Below are 16,481 nucleotides of genomic sequence, written 5' to 3'. Positions count from 1 at the left end.
AGGCCCCGGACATGATGCAAGCCGACAAGATCCAGCGTTACGGCGACGAGCTGTACGCCGCGCTCACCACCCGCGAAACCGTGGCGCCGCTGACCAGCCGCGAGCCGGACATCACGATCGAGGATGCCTACCACATCCAGCAGCGCATGATTTCGCGCCGGCTGGATGCCGGCGAGCGCATCGTCGGCAAGAAGATAGGCGTCACCTCGAAGGTGGTGCAGAACATGCTGAACGTGCACCAGCCGGACTTCGGCTACCTGCTCGACGGCATGATCTACAACGAGGGCGAATCGATCGCCGCCGACTCGCTGATCCAGCCGCGCGCCGAAGGCGAAATCGCCTTCATCCTGAAGCACGACATCATCGGCCCGGGCGTCACCGGCGCCGACGTGCTGCGCGCCACCGAGTGCGTGATGCCCTGCTTCGAGATCGTCGATTCGCGCATCACCGACTGGAAGATCCGCATCCAGGACACGGTGGCCGACAACGCCTCGTGCGGCGTGTTCGTGCTCGGCGACCGCGCGGTGTCTCCGCGCAATCTGGACCTCGGCCTGTGCGGAATGGTGCTGGAGCTCAATGGCGACATTGTCGGCACCGGTGCCGGCGCGGCCGCGCTCGGCCATCCGGTCAACGCTGTCGTCTGGCTCGCCAACACGCTGGGCCGTCTCGGCATTCCGCTCAAGGCGGGTGAGGTAATCCTGTCCGGTTCGCTCGCCGCCCTCATTCCGGTCAAGGCGGGCGACAGCCTGCGCATCGCCATCGGTGGCCTCGGCGGCTGCTCGGTGCGCTTCGTCTAGGACCGACGCCATGGCACGCATCGCGCCCCTCTCCATCGAGTCCACGCCGGACATGGCGGCCGACTTCGCCTTCTTCGAGCGCACGCTGGGCTTCGTGCCGAACAGCCTGCGCACGATGGCCTACCGGCCGGCACTGGCGAAGGGGCTGATCGCGCTGAGCCGCGGCGTGTATGACCCGGCGGGCGAGGTCGATCTGGGCTTCAAGCGCCTGATCGGTCACGTCGCCAGCATGGCGGCCGGCTGCCTGTACTGCCGTGCGCATACCGCCACCAGCGCGCTGCGCCACGGTGTGGCCGCGGAAAAGATGGCGGCCATCGCCGACTACCACAGCAGCCCGCTGTTCACCGACGCCGAACGCGTGGCGCTCGATTTCGCGCTGGCCGCAGCCAGCCAGCCGAACGACGTGAGCGACGAACTGTTCGCCCGCCTGCGTGCGCACTGGAACGAGGGCCAGATCGTCGAGCTGCTCGGCGTGATCGCGCTGTTCGGCTTCTTCAACCGCTGGAACGATTCACTGGCAACGACGCTTGAGTCCGAGCCCCTTCAAACCGCCGGCAGCGTGCTCGCGAACACCGGCTGGACCGCCGGCAAGCATGCCGCCGGAGACGAGGACATCCCTGCATGAACAAGATCAAGTGTGCATTGATCGGGCCGGGCAACATCGGCACCGACCTGCTGTACAAGCTGAAGCGCAGCCCGGTGCTGGAGCCGGTCTGGATGGTCGGCATCGACCCGGCGTCGGAAGGCCTGGCGCGCGCCCGCGACATGGGCATCAAGACGACCAGTGACGGCGTCGACGGCCTGCTGCCGCACGTCAAGGCGGACGGCATACAGATCGCCTTCGACGCCACCAGCGCCTACGTGCATGCCGAGAACTCGCGCAAGCTCAATGCGCTGGGCGTGATGATGATAGACCTCACGCCCGCCGCCATCGGCCCCTTCTGCGTGCCGCCGGTGAACCTGAAGGAACACGTCGGCAAGCGCGAGATGAACGTGAACATGGTCACCTGCGGTGGCCAGGCCACAATCCCCATGGTGGCGGCGGTGTCGCGCGTACAGACGGTGAGCTACGGCGAGATCGTCGCCACGGTATCCAGTCGCTCGGTCGGCCCGGGCACGCGCAAGAACATCGACGAGTTCACCCGCACCACGGCCGGCGCCATCGAGCGCGTCGGCGGCGCGGCGAAGGGCAAGGCCATCATCGTGATCAACCCGGCCGAGCCGCCGCTGATCATGCGCGACACCATCCACTGCATCACCGAGTCGGCGCCGCGCGCGGCCGAGATCGAGGAATCGGTGCACGACATGATCCGCCAGGTGCAGGCCTATGTGCCGGGGTACCGCCTGGTCAATGGCCCGGTGATCGACCTCGACACCCACCGCGTATCCATCTTCATGGAAGTCGCCGGCCTCGGCGACTACCTGCCGAAGTACGCCGGCAACCTCGACATCATGACCGCCGCCGCCGCGCGCACGGCCGAGATGTTCGCCGAAGAAATCCTGAACGGCTCGCTCTCGCTCGAGCCCGTCCCCGCTTGAAATGAAACCCCCACGCTCACTCCGTTCGCTGCCCCCCGAGGGGGCTGCGCTCGCCCTTGGGGCGGCCCGGCGGGCGGCGCGTCGCCCTCTCGTCTGTCGAGGAATGGGCAGCGCAATGGAGCAACTGACCAGAAGGACATCACCATGAATCTCAAGGGCAAGAAAGTCACGCTGCACGACAACACGCTGCGCGACGGCATGCATCCGAAGCGTCACCAGATCACGCTGGACCAGATGCTGGCGGTGGCGCGCGGCCTCGACGAGGCGGGCATGCCGCTGATCGAGGTCACCCACGGCGACGGCCTGGGCGGCGCCTCGGTGAACTACGGCTTCCCGCTGCACAGCGACGAGGAATATCTCGGCGCGGTGATTCCGGCTATGAAGAACACCAAGGTGTCGGCGCTGCTGCTGCCCGGCATCGGCACCGTCGAGCACCTGCGCATGGCGCACGAACTGGGCGTGCATACGATACGCGTGGCCACCCACTGCACCGAAGCCGACGTGTCGGAACAGCACATCGGTCTGGCGCGCAAGCTGGAGATGGACACCGTGGGCTTCCTGATGATGGCCCACATGATCGAGCCGGAGCAGCTGGTCGCGCAGGCCCGGCTGATGGAAAGCTACGGCGCAAACTGTGTGTACGTGACCGATTCCGCCGGCTACATGCTGCCGGACGATGTGACGGCGCGCGTCACCGCGGTGCGCCAGGCCTTGCGCCCGGAAACCGAGATCGGCTTCCACGGCCACCACAACATGTCGATGGGCGTGGCCAATTCGCTGGCCGCGATCGAGGCGGGCGCCAGCCGCATCGACGGCTCGACCAACGGCCTGGGCGCAGGCGCCGGCAACACGCCGCTGGAGGTGTTCGTCGCGGTGGCCAACCGCATGGGCATCGAAACCGGCGTCGATCTGTACAAGATCATGGACGTGGCCGAAGACCTGGTGCTGCCGATGATGGAGCACCTGGTGCGCATCGACCGCGACTCGCTGACGCTGGGCTACGCCGGCGTCTATTCCTCCTTCCTGCTGTTCGCCAAGCGGGCCGGTGCCAAGTACGGCATCGCGTCGCGCGACATCCTGGTGGAACTGGGCCGCCGCGGCATGGTGGGCGGGCAGGAGGACATGATCGAGGACACCGCGATCACCATGGCGCGCGAGCGGGCGACCGCAGCGGTGGAGGGCTGAGCGATGAACCTCGACCGGACCACCATCGCGCTGCTCGCCGAGCGCCTCGAAAACTGCGAACTGCAAGCGCGCGACACGACCAAGGTGACCGACGACTACCCGGACATGGACTGGGAAGACGCCTACGCGGTGCAGGACGCGATCCGCGCCCGCAAGCTGGCGCGCGGGGCGCGCATCGTCGGCCTAAAGGCCGGACTCACCTCGCGCGCCAAGATGAAGCAGATGGGCGTCGAAGACCCGGTGTTCGGCTTCCTGGTCGATGACTTCGCGGTCGCCGACGGCGGCGACATCGATACGAAGAAGCTCATCCACCCCAAGGTCGAGCCGGAAATCGCCTTCGTCACCAAGGCGCCGCTGAGGGGCCCGGGCTGCCACATCGCCGCCGTGCTCGCCGCCACCGACTTCGTCGTTCCGGCGATCGAAATCATCGATTCGCGCTACCGCGACTTCAAGTTCGACCTGAAGAGCGTGGTCGCCGACAACTGCTCGTCCACCCGCTTCGTCACCGGCGGCACCGCCACGCCGGTCGAGGGGCTGGACCTGCGCACGCTGGGCGTGGTGCTGGAGAAGAACGGGCAGCCGGTGGCGCTCGGTGCCGGTGCCGCGGTGCTTGGCCACCCGGCGGCGGCGATCGCCATGCTGGCCAACATGCTGGGCCGGCGCGGCGAAGAGATCCCCGCGGGCACGCTCATCCTGTCCGGCGGCATCACCGAGGCGGTCGCGGTGGCCGCCGGCGACCGCGTGAGCCTGCGCATCCAGTCGCTCGGTTCGACCAGTGTCCGATTCGTCTGACCGCCCTTCGCTATCCCTGGAGAAATGAACGATGCCATTCGCACAGATCAACCTGATCGAAGGCCGGACCGAGGACCAGAAGCGCGCCGTCATCGAGAAGGTGACGCAGGCGCTGGTCGAGGCGGTCGGCGCACCGCGTGAAGCGGTGCGCGTAATGATCGTCGAGGTGCCGAAGTCCCACTGGGGCATAGGCGGCGTCAGCGCCAAGGACCTCGGGCGCTAGCCCCGCAGCCTCAAGCGACATACCCCATCGACGACCCGGCCGCAGAGCCGGGCAAGGAGGAGAAATACATGAACCATCACGGATTCAGGGCGCTGGCCGTCTGCGCTGCGCTCGCCACAGGCTGCACCCAGGCACCCGACCTGTCGGCCGCGCGCGCCGAGGCGCAGAAGCCGGTACAGCGTTACGACGCCATCCAGGCGCTGGCCGCGCACGGCGAAAAGGTCGCTGCCGGCACCCGCAGCGGCGCGGTGCTGGTGTCGGCCGACGGCGGCCGCAGCTGGCATCGCCAGCCCCTCGCCGGCCCGTCGTCGATCACCGGCATGGATGTGTGCCCGGACGGTCGCTTCATCGCCATCGATTTCTACCGGAAAGTGTGGACGGCCGATGCGCAGCTGTCCGGCTGGACCGCGCAGCCGCTGGAGGCACCGCACACCGCCCTGGCCGTGCACTGCGACCGCCAGGGCCGCTGGTGGGTCGCCGGTACCGGTGCGCTCATCGTGCGCAGCGACGACCAGGGCAAGAGCTGGGTCAAGACCGACCTGCAGGAAGACCTGCAGATCACCACGGTACAGATGGTCGATGAACTGAACGGCTTTGCCACCGGCGAGTTCGGCACCGTCGTCGTCACCACCGACGGCGGTCAGAGCTGGGCAAAGCGTGGTGCGCTGCCGGAAGAGTTCTACCCGTATGCGGCGCTGTTCGTGTCGGCCAGCGAAGGCTGGGTGACCGGCCTGGCCGGGCAGGTGTTGAAGACCATCGATGGCGGCGTCTCCTGGACGCCGCAGGTGAATCGCTCCGGTGCGCCGCTGTACCGCGTGTTCATGCACGCCGGCACGCCACACGCGGTGGGCGCTGGCGGCGCCGTGGTACGGCTGCAGGGCGACGAGTGGGTCAGCATCGCCTATGCCGACGCGCGCCCGGTACCGCTCTCGGCGGGCGCGTCCGTCCTTGCGCACAACACCCTTCTGATCGGCGGGCCGGGCGGCCTGCTGCGTGCCGTCGGCGACGGTAGTTCATCCAGACACGGAGCAGCGAAATGATCGCCCCGATCCGCAAGTCCATCACCCATGCGCTGCACAAGGCCGAAGAGTGGATCTTCGCCAACCCGAAGAGGGTGCTCGGCATGATCTTCCTGGTCACGCTGGCCTTCGCCGCCGCACTGCCCAAGCTGCGCATCTATTCGGACTTTTCCGACCTGCTGCCGCAGGAACACAGCTACATCCAGACCTACAACCGCATCAAGGAGAACTTCGGCGGCGCCAACATGATCGTGATGGCGATCGAAGTCGAGCAGGGCACGATCTTCAACAACGACACGCTGAAGCTGGTGCATGAAGCGACCCAGGGCGTGGACAACCTGCCCAGCGTGAACCACAACCTGGTGTCCTCGCTGACCCACCGCACCGCGCGCAAGGTGTTCCTGTCGCCCGAGGGCAGCTTCGTGTCGCAGCCCTACTACGACCCGGCGAAGACCTATTCGGCCGACGAACTCGCGCAGATGCAGCGCGACGTGATCGCCAACCCCAACCTCTACGGCCTGATGGTGTCGCCGGACTTCAAGGCGGCGCTGATCAAGGCGCAGCTCAACGAGAGCGATCTCGACTACGTCGAAACCTTCGCCGCGCTGCAGACCGTGCGCGACACGCTGGCGCGCGACGGCCACAAGGTGCACGTGACCGGCAATCCGGTGCTGACCGGCTGGGTCTACACCTACCTCGACCAGATCGTGCAGATCCTCGCTTGGACGCTGGCGTTGCTGGCGACGCTGCTCATCGTCTACTTCCGTCGCCTGTACGGCATTGCGCTGCCGCTGCTGGGCATCGCGCTGTCGTCGATCTGGGGTCTGGGCTTCATGGCGCTGGCCGGCATCAACCTCGAACCGCTGTCGCTGCCCATACCCTTCCTGATCGCCGCCCGTGCCACCTCGCACGGCGTGCAGCTGGTGGTGCGCTACTACGAGGAACTGGCGGTCGTGAAGAACGGCCGGCAGGCGGCACGCAACGCGCTCGATGCGCTGTTCCGCCCCGGTTCGCTGGCCATCATCGTCGACGCGGTGGGCATTGCGGTGCTGATGCTCGGTGCCGCACCCTTCAACTACAAGCTCGGTCTGGCTGCGGGCTTCTGGGGCTTCTCGGTCATCTTCACGGTGCACTTCATGGTGCCGCTGGCGCTGACCGTGCTGCCGCAGCCGAAGACGATGGAGAACGCCAACGAGGGCGTGCGCAACTTCCTCGGCAACGCGATGGCGCGCACCGGCGGCACCGACGGCGGCGCGCGCGCCATCCTGTTCGCGTCGCTGGCCTGCGTCATCGTCGGCAGCTGGTACGTGGCCAAGGTGCAGCTCGGCGAATCCGAACCCGGCAGCCCGCTGCTGAACCGCGACCACGACTACAACGTATCGACGGCAGCAATCAACACGCTGTTCCCGGGCTCGGAAGAGCTGCACATCGTCGCCCGCACCGAAGAGAAGGGCGGCATCAAGCGGCCCGAGGTGATGCACGCGATCGAGCGCTTCCAGGCGCACATGCTGTCCGACCCGACACTGGGCGGCGCGCGTGCGCTGCCGGGGGTGGTGCGCGTGGTGAACCAGCTCACCCACAACGACGACCCGCGCTGGGCACAGATACCGGACAACGCCGACGAGGTGGGCGGCCTGATGTTCGCCTACATGGCGTCCAGCCCGATCCCGGGCGCGCTGAAGGAGTACATCAGCCCGGACGAGAACGAAGCCAACATGGTGTTCTTCTACAAGGACCACCAGGCGGAGACGATCAACCGGGTGGTCGCACTCGCCGAAGAGGGCAAGGCGCGCATCGAAGCCGAAGTGCCCGGCCTGAAGATAGAACCGGGCGGCGGCATCATCGGTGTCACCGCGGCGGCCAATCAGGCGCTGCACACCGACCACATGATCATCATTCCGGCGGTGATGCTGCTGGCCTTCTTGCTGGTGATGGCCTACTACCAGTCGCTGCACGCCGGCTGGCTCATGGTGCTGCCCATGCTGTTCGCCACCGTCATGACCTATGCCTACATGGGCTGGGCCGACATCGGCATCAGCGTGAACACGGTGCCGGTGATCGCGGTCGGCGTCGGTGTCGGCATCGACTACGCGGTGTACTTCATGGACCGCATCCGGGAGGAAATGGCGGTCACCCGCAGCATCCACCGTGCGGTCGTCAATGCGGTCGCCACCACGGGCTATGCGGTCTCCTTCACCGCCGCGACGCTGATCGCCGGCGTCGTCATGTGGATCTTCATGTCCGACCTGCGCTTCCAGTCGGATGCCGCTGTCCTGCTGTCTTTCATGCTGGTCGTCAATGCGCTGGCCGCGATGCTCATCGTTCCCGCCTGGTGCGTGGTGTTCCGCCCGCACTTCGTGGTGGCCACCCACTACGACGAGGACGGCGTGCTGGAAGAGGACGACGCATCGTGTGACATGGCCCGCGCCGCGGCTTGACCGGACCGCTTCGAATCCGCCGGACCGGCAACCGGCCTGGCACATCAGAGAGAGTCGGCAGTGCGATAGCAGTACAAACAGGAGGAGGACATGGTGGATACATACAAGACGAGACACCATCTCATGGCCCGTGCCGGGCTGGGAGGTGCGCTGTGCGCATTCGTCACGCTGAATGCGCTCGCCCAGAACAACCTGCCCGACCTGGGCAGCAGCACCCCGAAGTGGAAGGTTGATGTCTATTACGAGAATGACACCCGCTTTCGTGGAAAGGACAACACCAACCGTACCGTCGGGTTGTCGAAATTCCGCAATACGGTGCAAGTCGAGCTCGACCGCGAGTTGAACAACGGCTGGGAATTCCACGGCGTGCTGCGCGGCACGTGGGATGGCGTCTATCGCATCAACGATGACCAGTACGGAAAGGAGGCGGGTGGTGCAATCAATCTCGACACCACTGATCCATCGGGCGCCTTCGGCGGCACGCGCGCGACGCCCCATGGCCAGGGCGTGGTCGGCGACAACGGGCTGATCGATACTCCGTTCCTCGGCTTCGACACCAACGTCAATCCGAACGATGGCCTGCGCGTGCTGGGCGACCGGTGGCACGACGTCGAGGGCGGCGCTGCCTTCGGTGTGCCCGTCCGCCCCTGTGATTATGACAGTCGCGGATGTACCGACTTCGGTGGGTATGGCGACAAGAAGCGCTCGGAACTGGAGTCGCCCGAGTTCAATTCCCGGCTGGACTTCATCCGCGAAGCGTATGTCAAGAAGACCTTCACGCTGGACGATCAGCGTTCCATCTTCCTGAAGATCGGCAAGCAGCAGGTGGTGTGGGGTCGTACCGACCTGTTCCGGGTGCTCGACGTGATCAACCCGGTGGACTACTCGCGCAACAACATCTACGACGAGCTGGAAGACATCCGCATTCCGATGTGGATGGTGCAGGCCGAGTACCGCATGGGCGGCAGCGAGTCGATGCAGGAGCGCAATCTGCAGGTGGTGTGGAACTTCGACCAGTTCCGCGCCAATAACCTGGGCCAGTGCGGCACGGCCAACGTCATCCTCGACGCCGGCTGCTTCTTTCGTGGCATGAAGAACCTGTGGGACAACGGCGGCACGGTGGCCAACTTTGCCAACCTGCCCGGCGTCCCCGATGCGTTCCTGGCGACCGACTTCGGTCCGGGTCAGATCGGCCTGAACGAAGTTCACCTGCCGAGCTGGAAATTGAAGAACACGCAGCTCGGCATCAAGTACGAGGGCGTCACGAAGGGCGGACTGTCGTTCTCGCTGAACGCGCTGACCTATCGCTCGCAACTGCCCAGCCTGCGTGGCGCAAGGCGAGGCACGAACGGCTTCACCGGCGAGTTCCGTGAATCCTGGCCCTACCTGATCTCGTTCGACATGCACTTTCCGCGGGTAAACCTGATCGGCGGATCGATGGACTTCGAATGGGAAGCCGCAGACGCCGCGGTGCGCGTCGAGGCTGCACTGACTGACGGCGAGGAATTCGCCAACACCTCCAAGGCCGAACTGTATTCGGAGAACAACGTGCTCCGGGCAGTGATCGGCATCGACCGGCCCACCTTCATACCCTTCATCAACCCGCGTCGCACGACCCTCATCTCCGGCCAGCTCTTCTTCCAGCACATCTTCAACCATGACGACCGTCGGGGTCCGATGGGCGGCCGCATCGGCATCCCGGACTGGGAGGACAACGTGATTGGCACGCTGCTCGTCAAGGCATTCCTGAAGAACGACCGGCTGAGTCCGCAAATCATCTTCGCGCATGACTTCCGCGCGCAGGCGACCGTCGCCGCGCCGCAGGTCGAGTGGCTGCTCAGCGACAACCTGAAGTTTGCCATCGGCGCCAACGTGAAGCTGGGCAGCGACAACGACCGCTACAAGTACGACGACTGCCGTGCCTGCAACCCGTGGCCGCCCTTCACCTCGGGCAACTACGGCGGCGATCCGACCCAGGCCTTCTCGCGTGGCCTGGCCGGCCTCGAACCGCTCGGCCGCTTCCGCGCCGGCCCGATCGGCGCCGCGTGGGCCGAAGACGAGATCTACGCAACCCTCCGCTACAAGTTCTGACCATCCACCGCAGTGCCGGGGCGTGCGCCCCGGCTTCACAGGAGACGCACGCAATGAACAAGCTGATTGCCGCCGGATTGCTCGCAGCCGGACTGTGCTCACAGGGCTTCGCCGCTGGCGAAGCCGACGTCGAAACCGCCTTCGAGCCCTACAAGAAGGGCTTTCCGACCTTCGCCGGCCTGAGTGCCGGCATGACGATCAACAAGGACAACGTCGACCAGTTCAAGGACGCACTGGACGCCGGCATGTACATGGTGATCAAGAACGGCTGGTACCAGATCAAGGTCGGCGAAACACTGAGTTTCCCGAACCCCAAGGGCTATGTCGAGGCGACGAAGCGCAATCTGGGAAAGACGAAGCTGGGCGAGAATGTGGGCCAGATCGAAGGCTTCTCCGGTGGCCGTCCGTTCCCGGAGGAGCCCAGCACTTCGGACCCGCGCGCCGGCGAAAAGGTGGCGTGGAACTTCAAGTACGGTGCGAACTGGGGCGACAACGCCGCCATCCATCCGTTCTACTGGAAGTACCGCAACATGACGACCGGTCAGCTTGAGCGGACGCTGAAGTTCAACTTCTTCTTCCTGAACTTCAAGCACCGCACCGATCACGCACCGACGCCCGAAGTGACGCCGAATTCCGCCAACCTCTACCGCGCCATCTACGCCCAGGTGCTGGAGCCACAGGATCTGAAGAACACGCAGTTGCTGATCCAGAAGTACGAAGACGACACCAAGTTCGACGATGCCTACCTCTACCTCGGCTTTCAGCGCCGCGTACGCCGTCTCGCGGCCGGACAGGTGACCGATGCCTTTCTCGGCTCCGACCTGATGATCGAGGACTTCGAAGGGTATGAAAGCCGGGTGTCGGATATGCAGTGGAAGTTCGTCGGCACGAAGAACCTGCTGATGCCCTACTACAAGCACAACGACATGAAGCTGTCGGACGAATTCAAGGAAGAGGACGGCTACAAGTACGTGAGCTTCACTGGCCAGGGCGAGTGCTTCCCCGACATCACCTGGCAACTGCGCAAGGTGCACATCGTCGAGTCCGTTCCGGTCAACAGCAACCACCCGGTCGGCAAGCGCGTCATGCATTTCGACGCCCAGGTCTACGGCGCCTCGCGCACCCTGGTGTACGACCGCAAGGGCGAGCTGTGGAAGACCTGGACCATCGGCAAGGCGCACCCGGACTTTCACCTTCCGGTCAACAAGGGCACCGGCGTCGCACTCGACGATTCGTTCTCGATGGTGGACGTGCAGGCCAAGCACTGCACGACCGGCCAGTTCAAGGGCAAGGTCGATCCCAAGCTGAGCCCGGCCAACCTGTTCCAGGTGCAGAACATGCGCAGCGGCAACTGACACCCGGTACGGGCCCCGGGCCCGTACAACGCTCCTCGTTCCCGGCCCTCCGGGTTCATACCCCGTCCAGGCTTTTGCCCGGGACGGGTTTTTTTTCACCGGTACCGTGCCGGCCACGTAGCTGTTGGGCATCGCTGCGCTCACCCCAACCTACGAGGGAATCAGTGGCCGACCTGCCGTAGGTTGGGGTGAGCGCAGCGATGCCCGACAGCGCGGGGCGATCCCGCAATTTCCTCATTTGACGACCTCGATTCACTCAAATGAGAAAACGATGGTCGCCTCCTTGTCATGGCGCGTTTGTCAGCAAAAATTCGCTTAAAAAACAATTGCCTGAAATCCACCCTTCCCTGGCACGCTCGTTGCAATCCTCCATTTTGCGCAGGCACGGACTGCGCATCACAAGAATCGGGAGGAAAGATGCAGAACAGGCGAAACGGCGCATGCGTGCCCGGTGGGACGCGCGACGCGCGTCGGGAGGGCGAGCGGTGAGGGACGCCCTGTTTCAGGTCCGCATTGCACGACGCGTGCAGGCCGCAGAAGACGTCATCGCGCTTGAACTGGTGTCCACGGGCGGCGAGCCTTTGCCGACCTTCAGCGCGGGTGCCCACATCGACGTCGAACTGCCCAACGGGCTGGTGCGCCAGTACTCGCTGCTCGGCGACGCGACGCAGCGCGCGCGCTACGAGATCGGCATCCTGCTGGATGCGGCGAGCCGGGGTGGTTCAGCCAGCGCGCATGCCGACCTCCACGAAGGCATGCAGATCCGCATCGGCGCTCCGCGCAACTTGTTCGCGCTGGTGGCGGCGCGTCATTCGCTGCTGTTCGCCGGCGGCATCGGCATCACGCCCCTGCTGGCGATGGCGCAGCAGCTGGCGCACGGCGGCCGCGACTTCACGCTGCACTATTGCAGCCGCACGCCGGCGCGCACCGCCTTCCTCGACCGGCTGCGCGACGCGGCCTGGGCCGATCGAGTGCGCCTGCATTTCGACGACGGCGACGCAGGGCAGCGGCTGGATGCCGCCGCCGTGCTGGCCGCCCCCGCGGCCGACACCCATCTCTACGTGTGCGGGCCGAAGGGCTTCATGAACCACGTAATCGACAGCGCTCGCGCGGCCGGCTGGGCCGACGCCACTATCCACGCCGAGTCCTTCGCCGCCGAGGTGGCGCGCAACGGCGACGAAGCCTTCGAGATCAAACTCGCGCGCAGCGGCCGCCTCGTGCCGGTCGCCACCGGCCAGACGGCGGCGGCCGCGCTGGCGGCACACGGCATCGAAGTGCCGCTGTCCTGCGAACAGGGCATCTGCGGAACCTGCATCACGCCGGTGCTCGACGGCGTGCCGGATCACCGCGACCTGTATTTCAGCGATGCAGAGAAGGCGGCGAACGACCGCTTCACGCCCTGCTGCTCGCGCTCGAAATCCGCCGTGCTGGTGCTCGATCTCTGATCGGCGGCCGACGGCACATCCCGACGCCCGGTGTTCGCCGGGCGCATCACCACAAGACGGAGGAGACAACGCAATGGAAGCAAAGGCACTGGAGAAGAAGGTCGAGTTCATGACGGACTGCTGGTACGTCGCCGCGCTGTCCAGCGAGGTGCCGGCCGAAGGCATGTTTCACCGCCGGATACTCGACACCTCGGTGCTCATCTACCGCAGGGCGGACGGCACGCCGGTGGCGCTGCACGACCGCTGCCCGCACCGCTTCGCGCCGCTGCACCTTGGCAAGCGCATCGGCGACGACGTCGTGTGCGCCTATCACGCGCTGCGCTTCGACTGCAGCGGCGCCTGCACGCACAACCCGCACGGCAACGGCCTGATCCCGAAGGCGGCGAAGGTGCGCAGCTTTCCGCTGCTGGAGAAGTACGGCTTCGTGTGGATCTGGATGGGCGACGCAGCACGGGCCGACCCGGCGAGACTGCCGGACTTCGGTCCGCTGGACGACGGGCACCCGAACGCGCTGGCGCACACCTACATGCGCATGGACGTGAATTACGAACTCATCATCGACAACGTGATGGACCTGAGCCACATCGACCATGTGCATAGCGAAATCATCAGCACCCGCGGCCAGCTGTCGCCGCAGGTGCCGGCGGTGAGCGAGGGCATTGCCAGCGTGAACGCGCGCTGGGAGTGGACGCAGACACCGGCCATGCTCATCTTCGCCGACTTTCTGCCGGAGCCAACCGCTCCGGCCCGCCACTTCTTCGACATCACCTGGACGCCGCCGGCCAACATCCAGCTGTCGGTCGGCGCCCTGCAGGGCGAGGGGTCGCTGGACCTCGATCACTGCACCGGCCAATACGACCTGCATACCTGCACGCCCGAGTCGGCGACGAAGACGCACTACTACTTCGCGACCCGCCGCAATCACGACGTCGACAACGCCGGATACAACGCAATGAAGATACGGGCCATGCATGCCGCCTTCGAAAACGAGGACGGACCGGTCATCCAGGCCACGCAGGACGAGATGGGCACGACCGACTTCTTCTCCCTGAATCCGGTGCTGATGAGCAACGACATCGCCGCTGTGCGCGTGCGCAAGCTGCTGCAGAAGCTGATCGACGCCGAGCGCCTCGGCGCGCTGCGCGCCGTAGGTTGAGCAGGCGCCCTCAGGTGTGCGAACCCGGCCCTCTCCCACCGATGTGGCCGAGGGGCGTAGCCGCGGAGGATTCTTCCCTCTCCCGCATCAGCGGGAGAGGGGGGCGCGAAGCGCCGGGTGAGGGCGAGCGGCCAGTGGTCGCGATGTGGCGGTTGATCAGATGCCGGTGGTTTCTCCAGACCGTATCGCGGGCAGGGCCCGCTCCTGCGAAAACCGTTTCCGTTCCAACCCGGGCTCGCGGCCGGCGCGAGTGTTGTGGTGGGGCCGGATCGGGGTGCCGGGCTCGCGGCCGCGCGGGTTGACGGGTGGCGTTGGGCATCGCTGCGCTCACCCCAACCTACGCATGGGCCACGCCGCCGTAGGTTGGGGTGAGCGCAGCGATGCCCAACACCCACCCTTTCCACTCCGCTAGCCCATGCAAACCCGGCACCTCGCATGCACGGCGACCCCGTCCATCGAGTCATCCGGAGCAGCCCCCGCCCGCCGGGTCGCGGCGGATCACGCCACTCCGGGCACCCGCTTCTTTGCCCGGTATTCGAACTGGCCGCGCCGTAACCCGAGCAGCCGGGCCGCCGCCGACAGGTTGCCGCCCGTGCGCGTCATCGCATGGTCGAGCAGGCGCTGTTCCAGTTCGTCGAAGCGCAGGCCGGCGTTGACCAGCGAAGCGATGTGCGCATCCAGATCGTCCTGCCGATGATCGGCATCCTGCGTCGCGGCGCCCGCTTCGCGCATGAGCCGGCCGCCGGCCGACAGATTGAACATGGGCTGGGTCAGCCGTTCGCCGCCCGAAAAGAGGTGCTGCACATCCAGATTGCCGCCGTCGTCGGCCAGTATCACCGCACGCTCGACGATGTTCTCCAGTTCGCGCACATTGCCCGGCCAGTCGTAGGCCCGGAGCGCCTCGGCGGCGCGCTGAGTGAGGCCGGCGATGCGCTTGCCGAAGCGTTTCGCGTAGCGCTCGACGAACACATTCACCATCAGCGGAATGTCTTCGCGTCGCTCGCGCAGCGGCGGTATCTCGATCGGGAACACGTTGAGGCGGAAGAACAGATCCTCGCGGAAGCGGCCGGCGGCGACCTCATTGCGCAAGTCGCGGTTGGCGGCGGCGACGATGCGTACATCCACCGGCCGCACGCGGGTGTCACCGACGCGCTCGACCTCGCCTTCCTGCAGCACACGCAGCAGCTTGCCCTGGGCCGGCATCGGCAGACTGCTGATTTCGTCGAGGAAGAGGGTGCCGCCGTGCGCGCGCTCGAACTTGCCCGGCCGCGATGCGTGCGCGCCGGTGAAGGCGCCGCGTTCGACGCCGAACAGTTCGGCTTCGACCAGTTCGGCCGGGATGGCGGCGCAATTGACGCCGACGAAAGGTCCTTTCGCGCGCGGTCCGATGGCGTGCAGGGTTTTCGAGAAGCGCTCCTTGCCGACGCCGCTTTCGCCCAGCAGCAGCACAGTGGCGTCGGTCGGGGCGACACGCCGTATCAGGTGGGCGACCGAGTTGAAGCCGGCAGAGGCGCCGACGAGGTCGGGCAGGCTCGCGGCGGCGGCCGCGGCCTCGCCCCCTGTCTGGCGGCCGCGCGGCGCCGACACGAAGTCCTCGATGCGCAAGAAGCCCAGATCGTCGGCGCTGTCCTCACACTCCTCCAGCGGCCGACCGATCACGCGGCAGCGTGCGTGACCCATCGCCACGCATTCCAGTTCGCGCCACAGGATGGGGCGGCCCATCATCGTCGTGGTGAAGCCGTTGGCGTAGCCGGTCATCATCCAGCAGGCGGGCGAGCCGCTGATGCCGAAGTGCTTGAGGTGGGCTTCAGCCTCCCATGAGGCCTGCCAGTAGTAGTCGCCCCAGAACTCGCCGCTGTCGGTGTTGAACTGCATGCGCTCGACCGCCTGATTGCGCACGAAGCCTTCGATCTCGCGCAGCCGCGGACCGAGCGCCAGCGTGCGCGTCAGATCGCTGCCTTCCGCCTCGCGCAGGCAGCGGGCGTCCTCAACGCCCTGCTGATAGCCCATGCGGGTGAACAGTTCGCGCGTCCGGTCCAGCCCCAGGCGTTCGACCAGTTCGTGGCGCAGCGCGGCGACCGAAAAGCCATGCATCAGGAGCATGCGCTGATCGAACAGCAGAATATGGCCGCTGTCCGGCACGAAATGGACGTTCTTCGCCAGCCCGCGATCGTCGATGGTGTCGGTGATGGCGGTCAGCGGGCCGCGTGGCGAGGAGCGTGACATTTCGGACTTGGCGACGATGTGAACATTGCCGGAAATGCGGCAAGGGGAGGACCGGTGCGATTCCGCAAATCATGAGATCACCGACCAATAATGTCGAGATTTTTGTCAAATCTTCGAATACGAAACCATGTGGAACTCGACCGTCCTCCGGTATGCCGATTGCCGATCCTCCCCGCCCGGCCACGAGCCGGGCCACGACAACACGGGGAATGGAG

General features: G+C 66.0%; 13 protein-coding genes. 12 read left to right on the top strand and 1 reads right to left on the bottom strand.

Annotated elements, in window-relative coordinates; all coding sequences use genetic code 11:
- Positions 1–11 precede the first annotated feature (11 nt).
- From dmpE to NMQ14_RS01955, 12 genes are all read left to right on the top strand, one after another.
- Positions 12–797, top strand: a complete 786-nt coding sequence (gene dmpE, locus NMQ14_RS02010) for a 2-oxopent-4-enoate hydratase (RefSeq protein ID WP_257092998.1) — start codon at positions 12–14, stop codon at positions 795–797.
- A 10-nt stretch (positions 798–807) separates the two neighbouring features.
- Complete coding sequence (locus NMQ14_RS02005; RefSeq protein ID WP_257092996.1) at positions 808–1,422, top strand: carboxymuconolactone decarboxylase family protein; 615 nt, start codon at positions 808–810, stop codon at positions 1,420–1,422.
- The gene (locus tag NMQ14_RS02000) at positions 1,419–2,336 is read left to right on the top strand and encodes an acetaldehyde dehydrogenase (acetylating) (RefSeq protein WP_257092994.1); all 918 of its coding nucleotides are present in this window, start codon (positions 1,419–1,421) and stop codon (positions 2,334–2,336) included. Before NMQ14_RS02005 ends, NMQ14_RS02000 begins: the two co-directional genes overlap by 4 nt.
- 144 nt (positions 2,337–2,480) lie before the next feature.
- On the top strand, positions 2,481–3,521 hold the full coding sequence (gene dmpG, locus NMQ14_RS01995) for a 4-hydroxy-2-oxovalerate aldolase (RefSeq protein WP_257092992.1): 1,041 nt from the start codon (positions 2,481–2,483) through the stop codon (positions 3,519–3,521).
- Between the two features lie 3 nt (positions 3,522–3,524).
- Positions 3,525–4,313, top strand: a complete 789-nt coding sequence (gene dmpH / locus NMQ14_RS01990) for a 2-oxo-3-hexenedioate decarboxylase (RefSeq protein WP_257092990.1) — start codon at positions 3,525–3,527, stop codon at positions 4,311–4,313.
- Positions 4,314–4,344: 31 nt separating this feature from the next.
- On the top strand, positions 4,345–4,536 hold the full coding sequence (locus NMQ14_RS01985) for a 4-oxalocrotonate tautomerase (RefSeq protein ID WP_020165926.1): 192 nt from the start codon (positions 4,345–4,347) through the stop codon (positions 4,534–4,536).
- Between the two features lie 68 nt (positions 4,537–4,604).
- Entirely contained in the window at positions 4,605–5,576 is a 972-nt protein-coding gene (locus NMQ14_RS01980; protein ID WP_257092985.1) for a YCF48-related protein, read from the top strand.
- Positions 5,573–7,993, top strand: a complete 2,421-nt coding sequence (locus tag NMQ14_RS01975) for an RND family transporter (RefSeq protein WP_257092984.1) — start codon at positions 5,573–5,575, stop codon at positions 7,991–7,993. The genes NMQ14_RS01980 and NMQ14_RS01975 overlap by 4 nt, the downstream gene beginning before the upstream one ends.
- 90 nt (positions 7,994–8,083) lie before the next feature.
- Positions 8,084–10,084, top strand: a complete 2,001-nt coding sequence (locus tag NMQ14_RS01970) for a DUF1302 domain-containing protein (protein WP_257092983.1) — start codon at positions 8,084–8,086, stop codon at positions 10,082–10,084.
- A 53-nt stretch (positions 10,085–10,137) separates the two neighbouring features.
- The gene (locus NMQ14_RS01965; protein ID WP_257092982.1) at positions 10,138–11,439 is read left to right on the top strand and encodes a DUF1329 domain-containing protein; all 1,302 of its coding nucleotides are present in this window, start codon (positions 10,138–10,140) and stop codon (positions 11,437–11,439) included.
- A 512-nt stretch (positions 11,440–11,951) separates the two neighbouring features.
- Positions 11,952–12,884 (top strand): 2Fe-2S iron-sulfur cluster-binding protein, encoded by a 933-nt coding sequence (locus tag NMQ14_RS01960; protein WP_373457171.1) that lies wholly within the window; start codon positions 11,952–11,954, stop codon positions 12,882–12,884.
- Positions 12,885–12,957: 73 nt separating this feature from the next.
- Positions 12,958–14,040: an aromatic ring-hydroxylating dioxygenase subunit alpha gene (locus tag NMQ14_RS01955; RefSeq protein WP_257092980.1), complete on the top strand. Its 1,083-nt coding sequence runs from the start codon at positions 12,958–12,960 to the stop codon at positions 14,038–14,040.
- A 498-nt stretch (positions 14,041–14,538) separates the two neighbouring features.
- Here NMQ14_RS01955 and NMQ14_RS01950 read toward each other — a convergent pair whose 3' ends face one another.
- The gene (locus tag NMQ14_RS01950; protein ID WP_257092979.1) at positions 14,539–16,266 is read right to left on the bottom strand and encodes a sigma-54-dependent Fis family transcriptional regulator; all 1,728 of its coding nucleotides are present in this window, start codon (positions 16,264–16,266) and stop codon (positions 14,539–14,541) included.
- Positions 16,267–16,481: the final 215 nt, after the last annotated feature.

The sequence above is a fragment of the Methyloversatilis sp. XJ19-13 genome, assembly GCF_024580155.1.
GTDB lineage: Bacteria > Pseudomonadota > Gammaproteobacteria > Burkholderiales > Rhodocyclaceae > Methyloversatilis.
Note: the sequence above shows the minus strand (reverse complement) of the source record. Positions and strands in the feature narration are given on the sequence as shown.

What these genes read in the sequence shown, in the direction of transcription:
- dmpE (WP_257092998.1), top strand. Translation starts at nt 12, where the DNA reads ATGATGCAAGCCGACAAGATCCAGCGTTACGGCGACGAGCTGTACGCC.
- NMQ14_RS02005 (WP_257092996.1), top strand. Translation starts at nt 808, where the DNA reads ATGGCACGCATCGCGCCCCTCTCCATCGAGTCCACGCCGGACATGGCG.
- NMQ14_RS02000 (WP_257092994.1), top strand. Translation starts at nt 1,419, where the DNA reads ATGAACAAGATCAAGTGTGCATTGATCGGGCCGGGCAACATCGGCACC.
- dmpG (WP_257092992.1), top strand. Translation starts at nt 2,481, where the DNA reads ATGAATCTCAAGGGCAAGAAAGTCACGCTGCACGACAACACGCTGCGC.
- dmpH (WP_257092990.1), top strand. Translation starts at nt 3,525, where the DNA reads ATGAACCTCGACCGGACCACCATCGCGCTGCTCGCCGAGCGCCTCGAA.
- NMQ14_RS01985 (WP_020165926.1), top strand. Translation starts at nt 4,345, where the DNA reads ATGCCATTCGCACAGATCAACCTGATCGAAGGCCGGACCGAGGACCAG.
- NMQ14_RS01980 (WP_257092985.1), top strand. Translation starts at nt 4,605, where the DNA reads ATGAACCATCACGGATTCAGGGCGCTGGCCGTCTGCGCTGCGCTCGCC.
- NMQ14_RS01975 (WP_257092984.1), top strand. Translation starts at nt 5,573, where the DNA reads ATGATCGCCCCGATCCGCAAGTCCATCACCCATGCGCTGCACAAGGCC.
- NMQ14_RS01970 (WP_257092983.1), top strand. Translation starts at nt 8,084, where the DNA reads ATGGTGGATACATACAAGACGAGACACCATCTCATGGCCCGTGCCGGG.
- NMQ14_RS01965 (WP_257092982.1), top strand. Translation starts at nt 10,138, where the DNA reads ATGAACAAGCTGATTGCCGCCGGATTGCTCGCAGCCGGACTGTGCTCA.
- NMQ14_RS01955 (WP_257092980.1), top strand. Translation starts at nt 12,958, where the DNA reads ATGGAAGCAAAGGCACTGGAGAAGAAGGTCGAGTTCATGACGGACTGC.
- NMQ14_RS01950 (WP_257092979.1), bottom strand. Translation starts at nt 16,266, where the DNA reads ATGTCACGCTCCTCGCCACGCGGCCCGCTGACCGCCATCACCGACACC.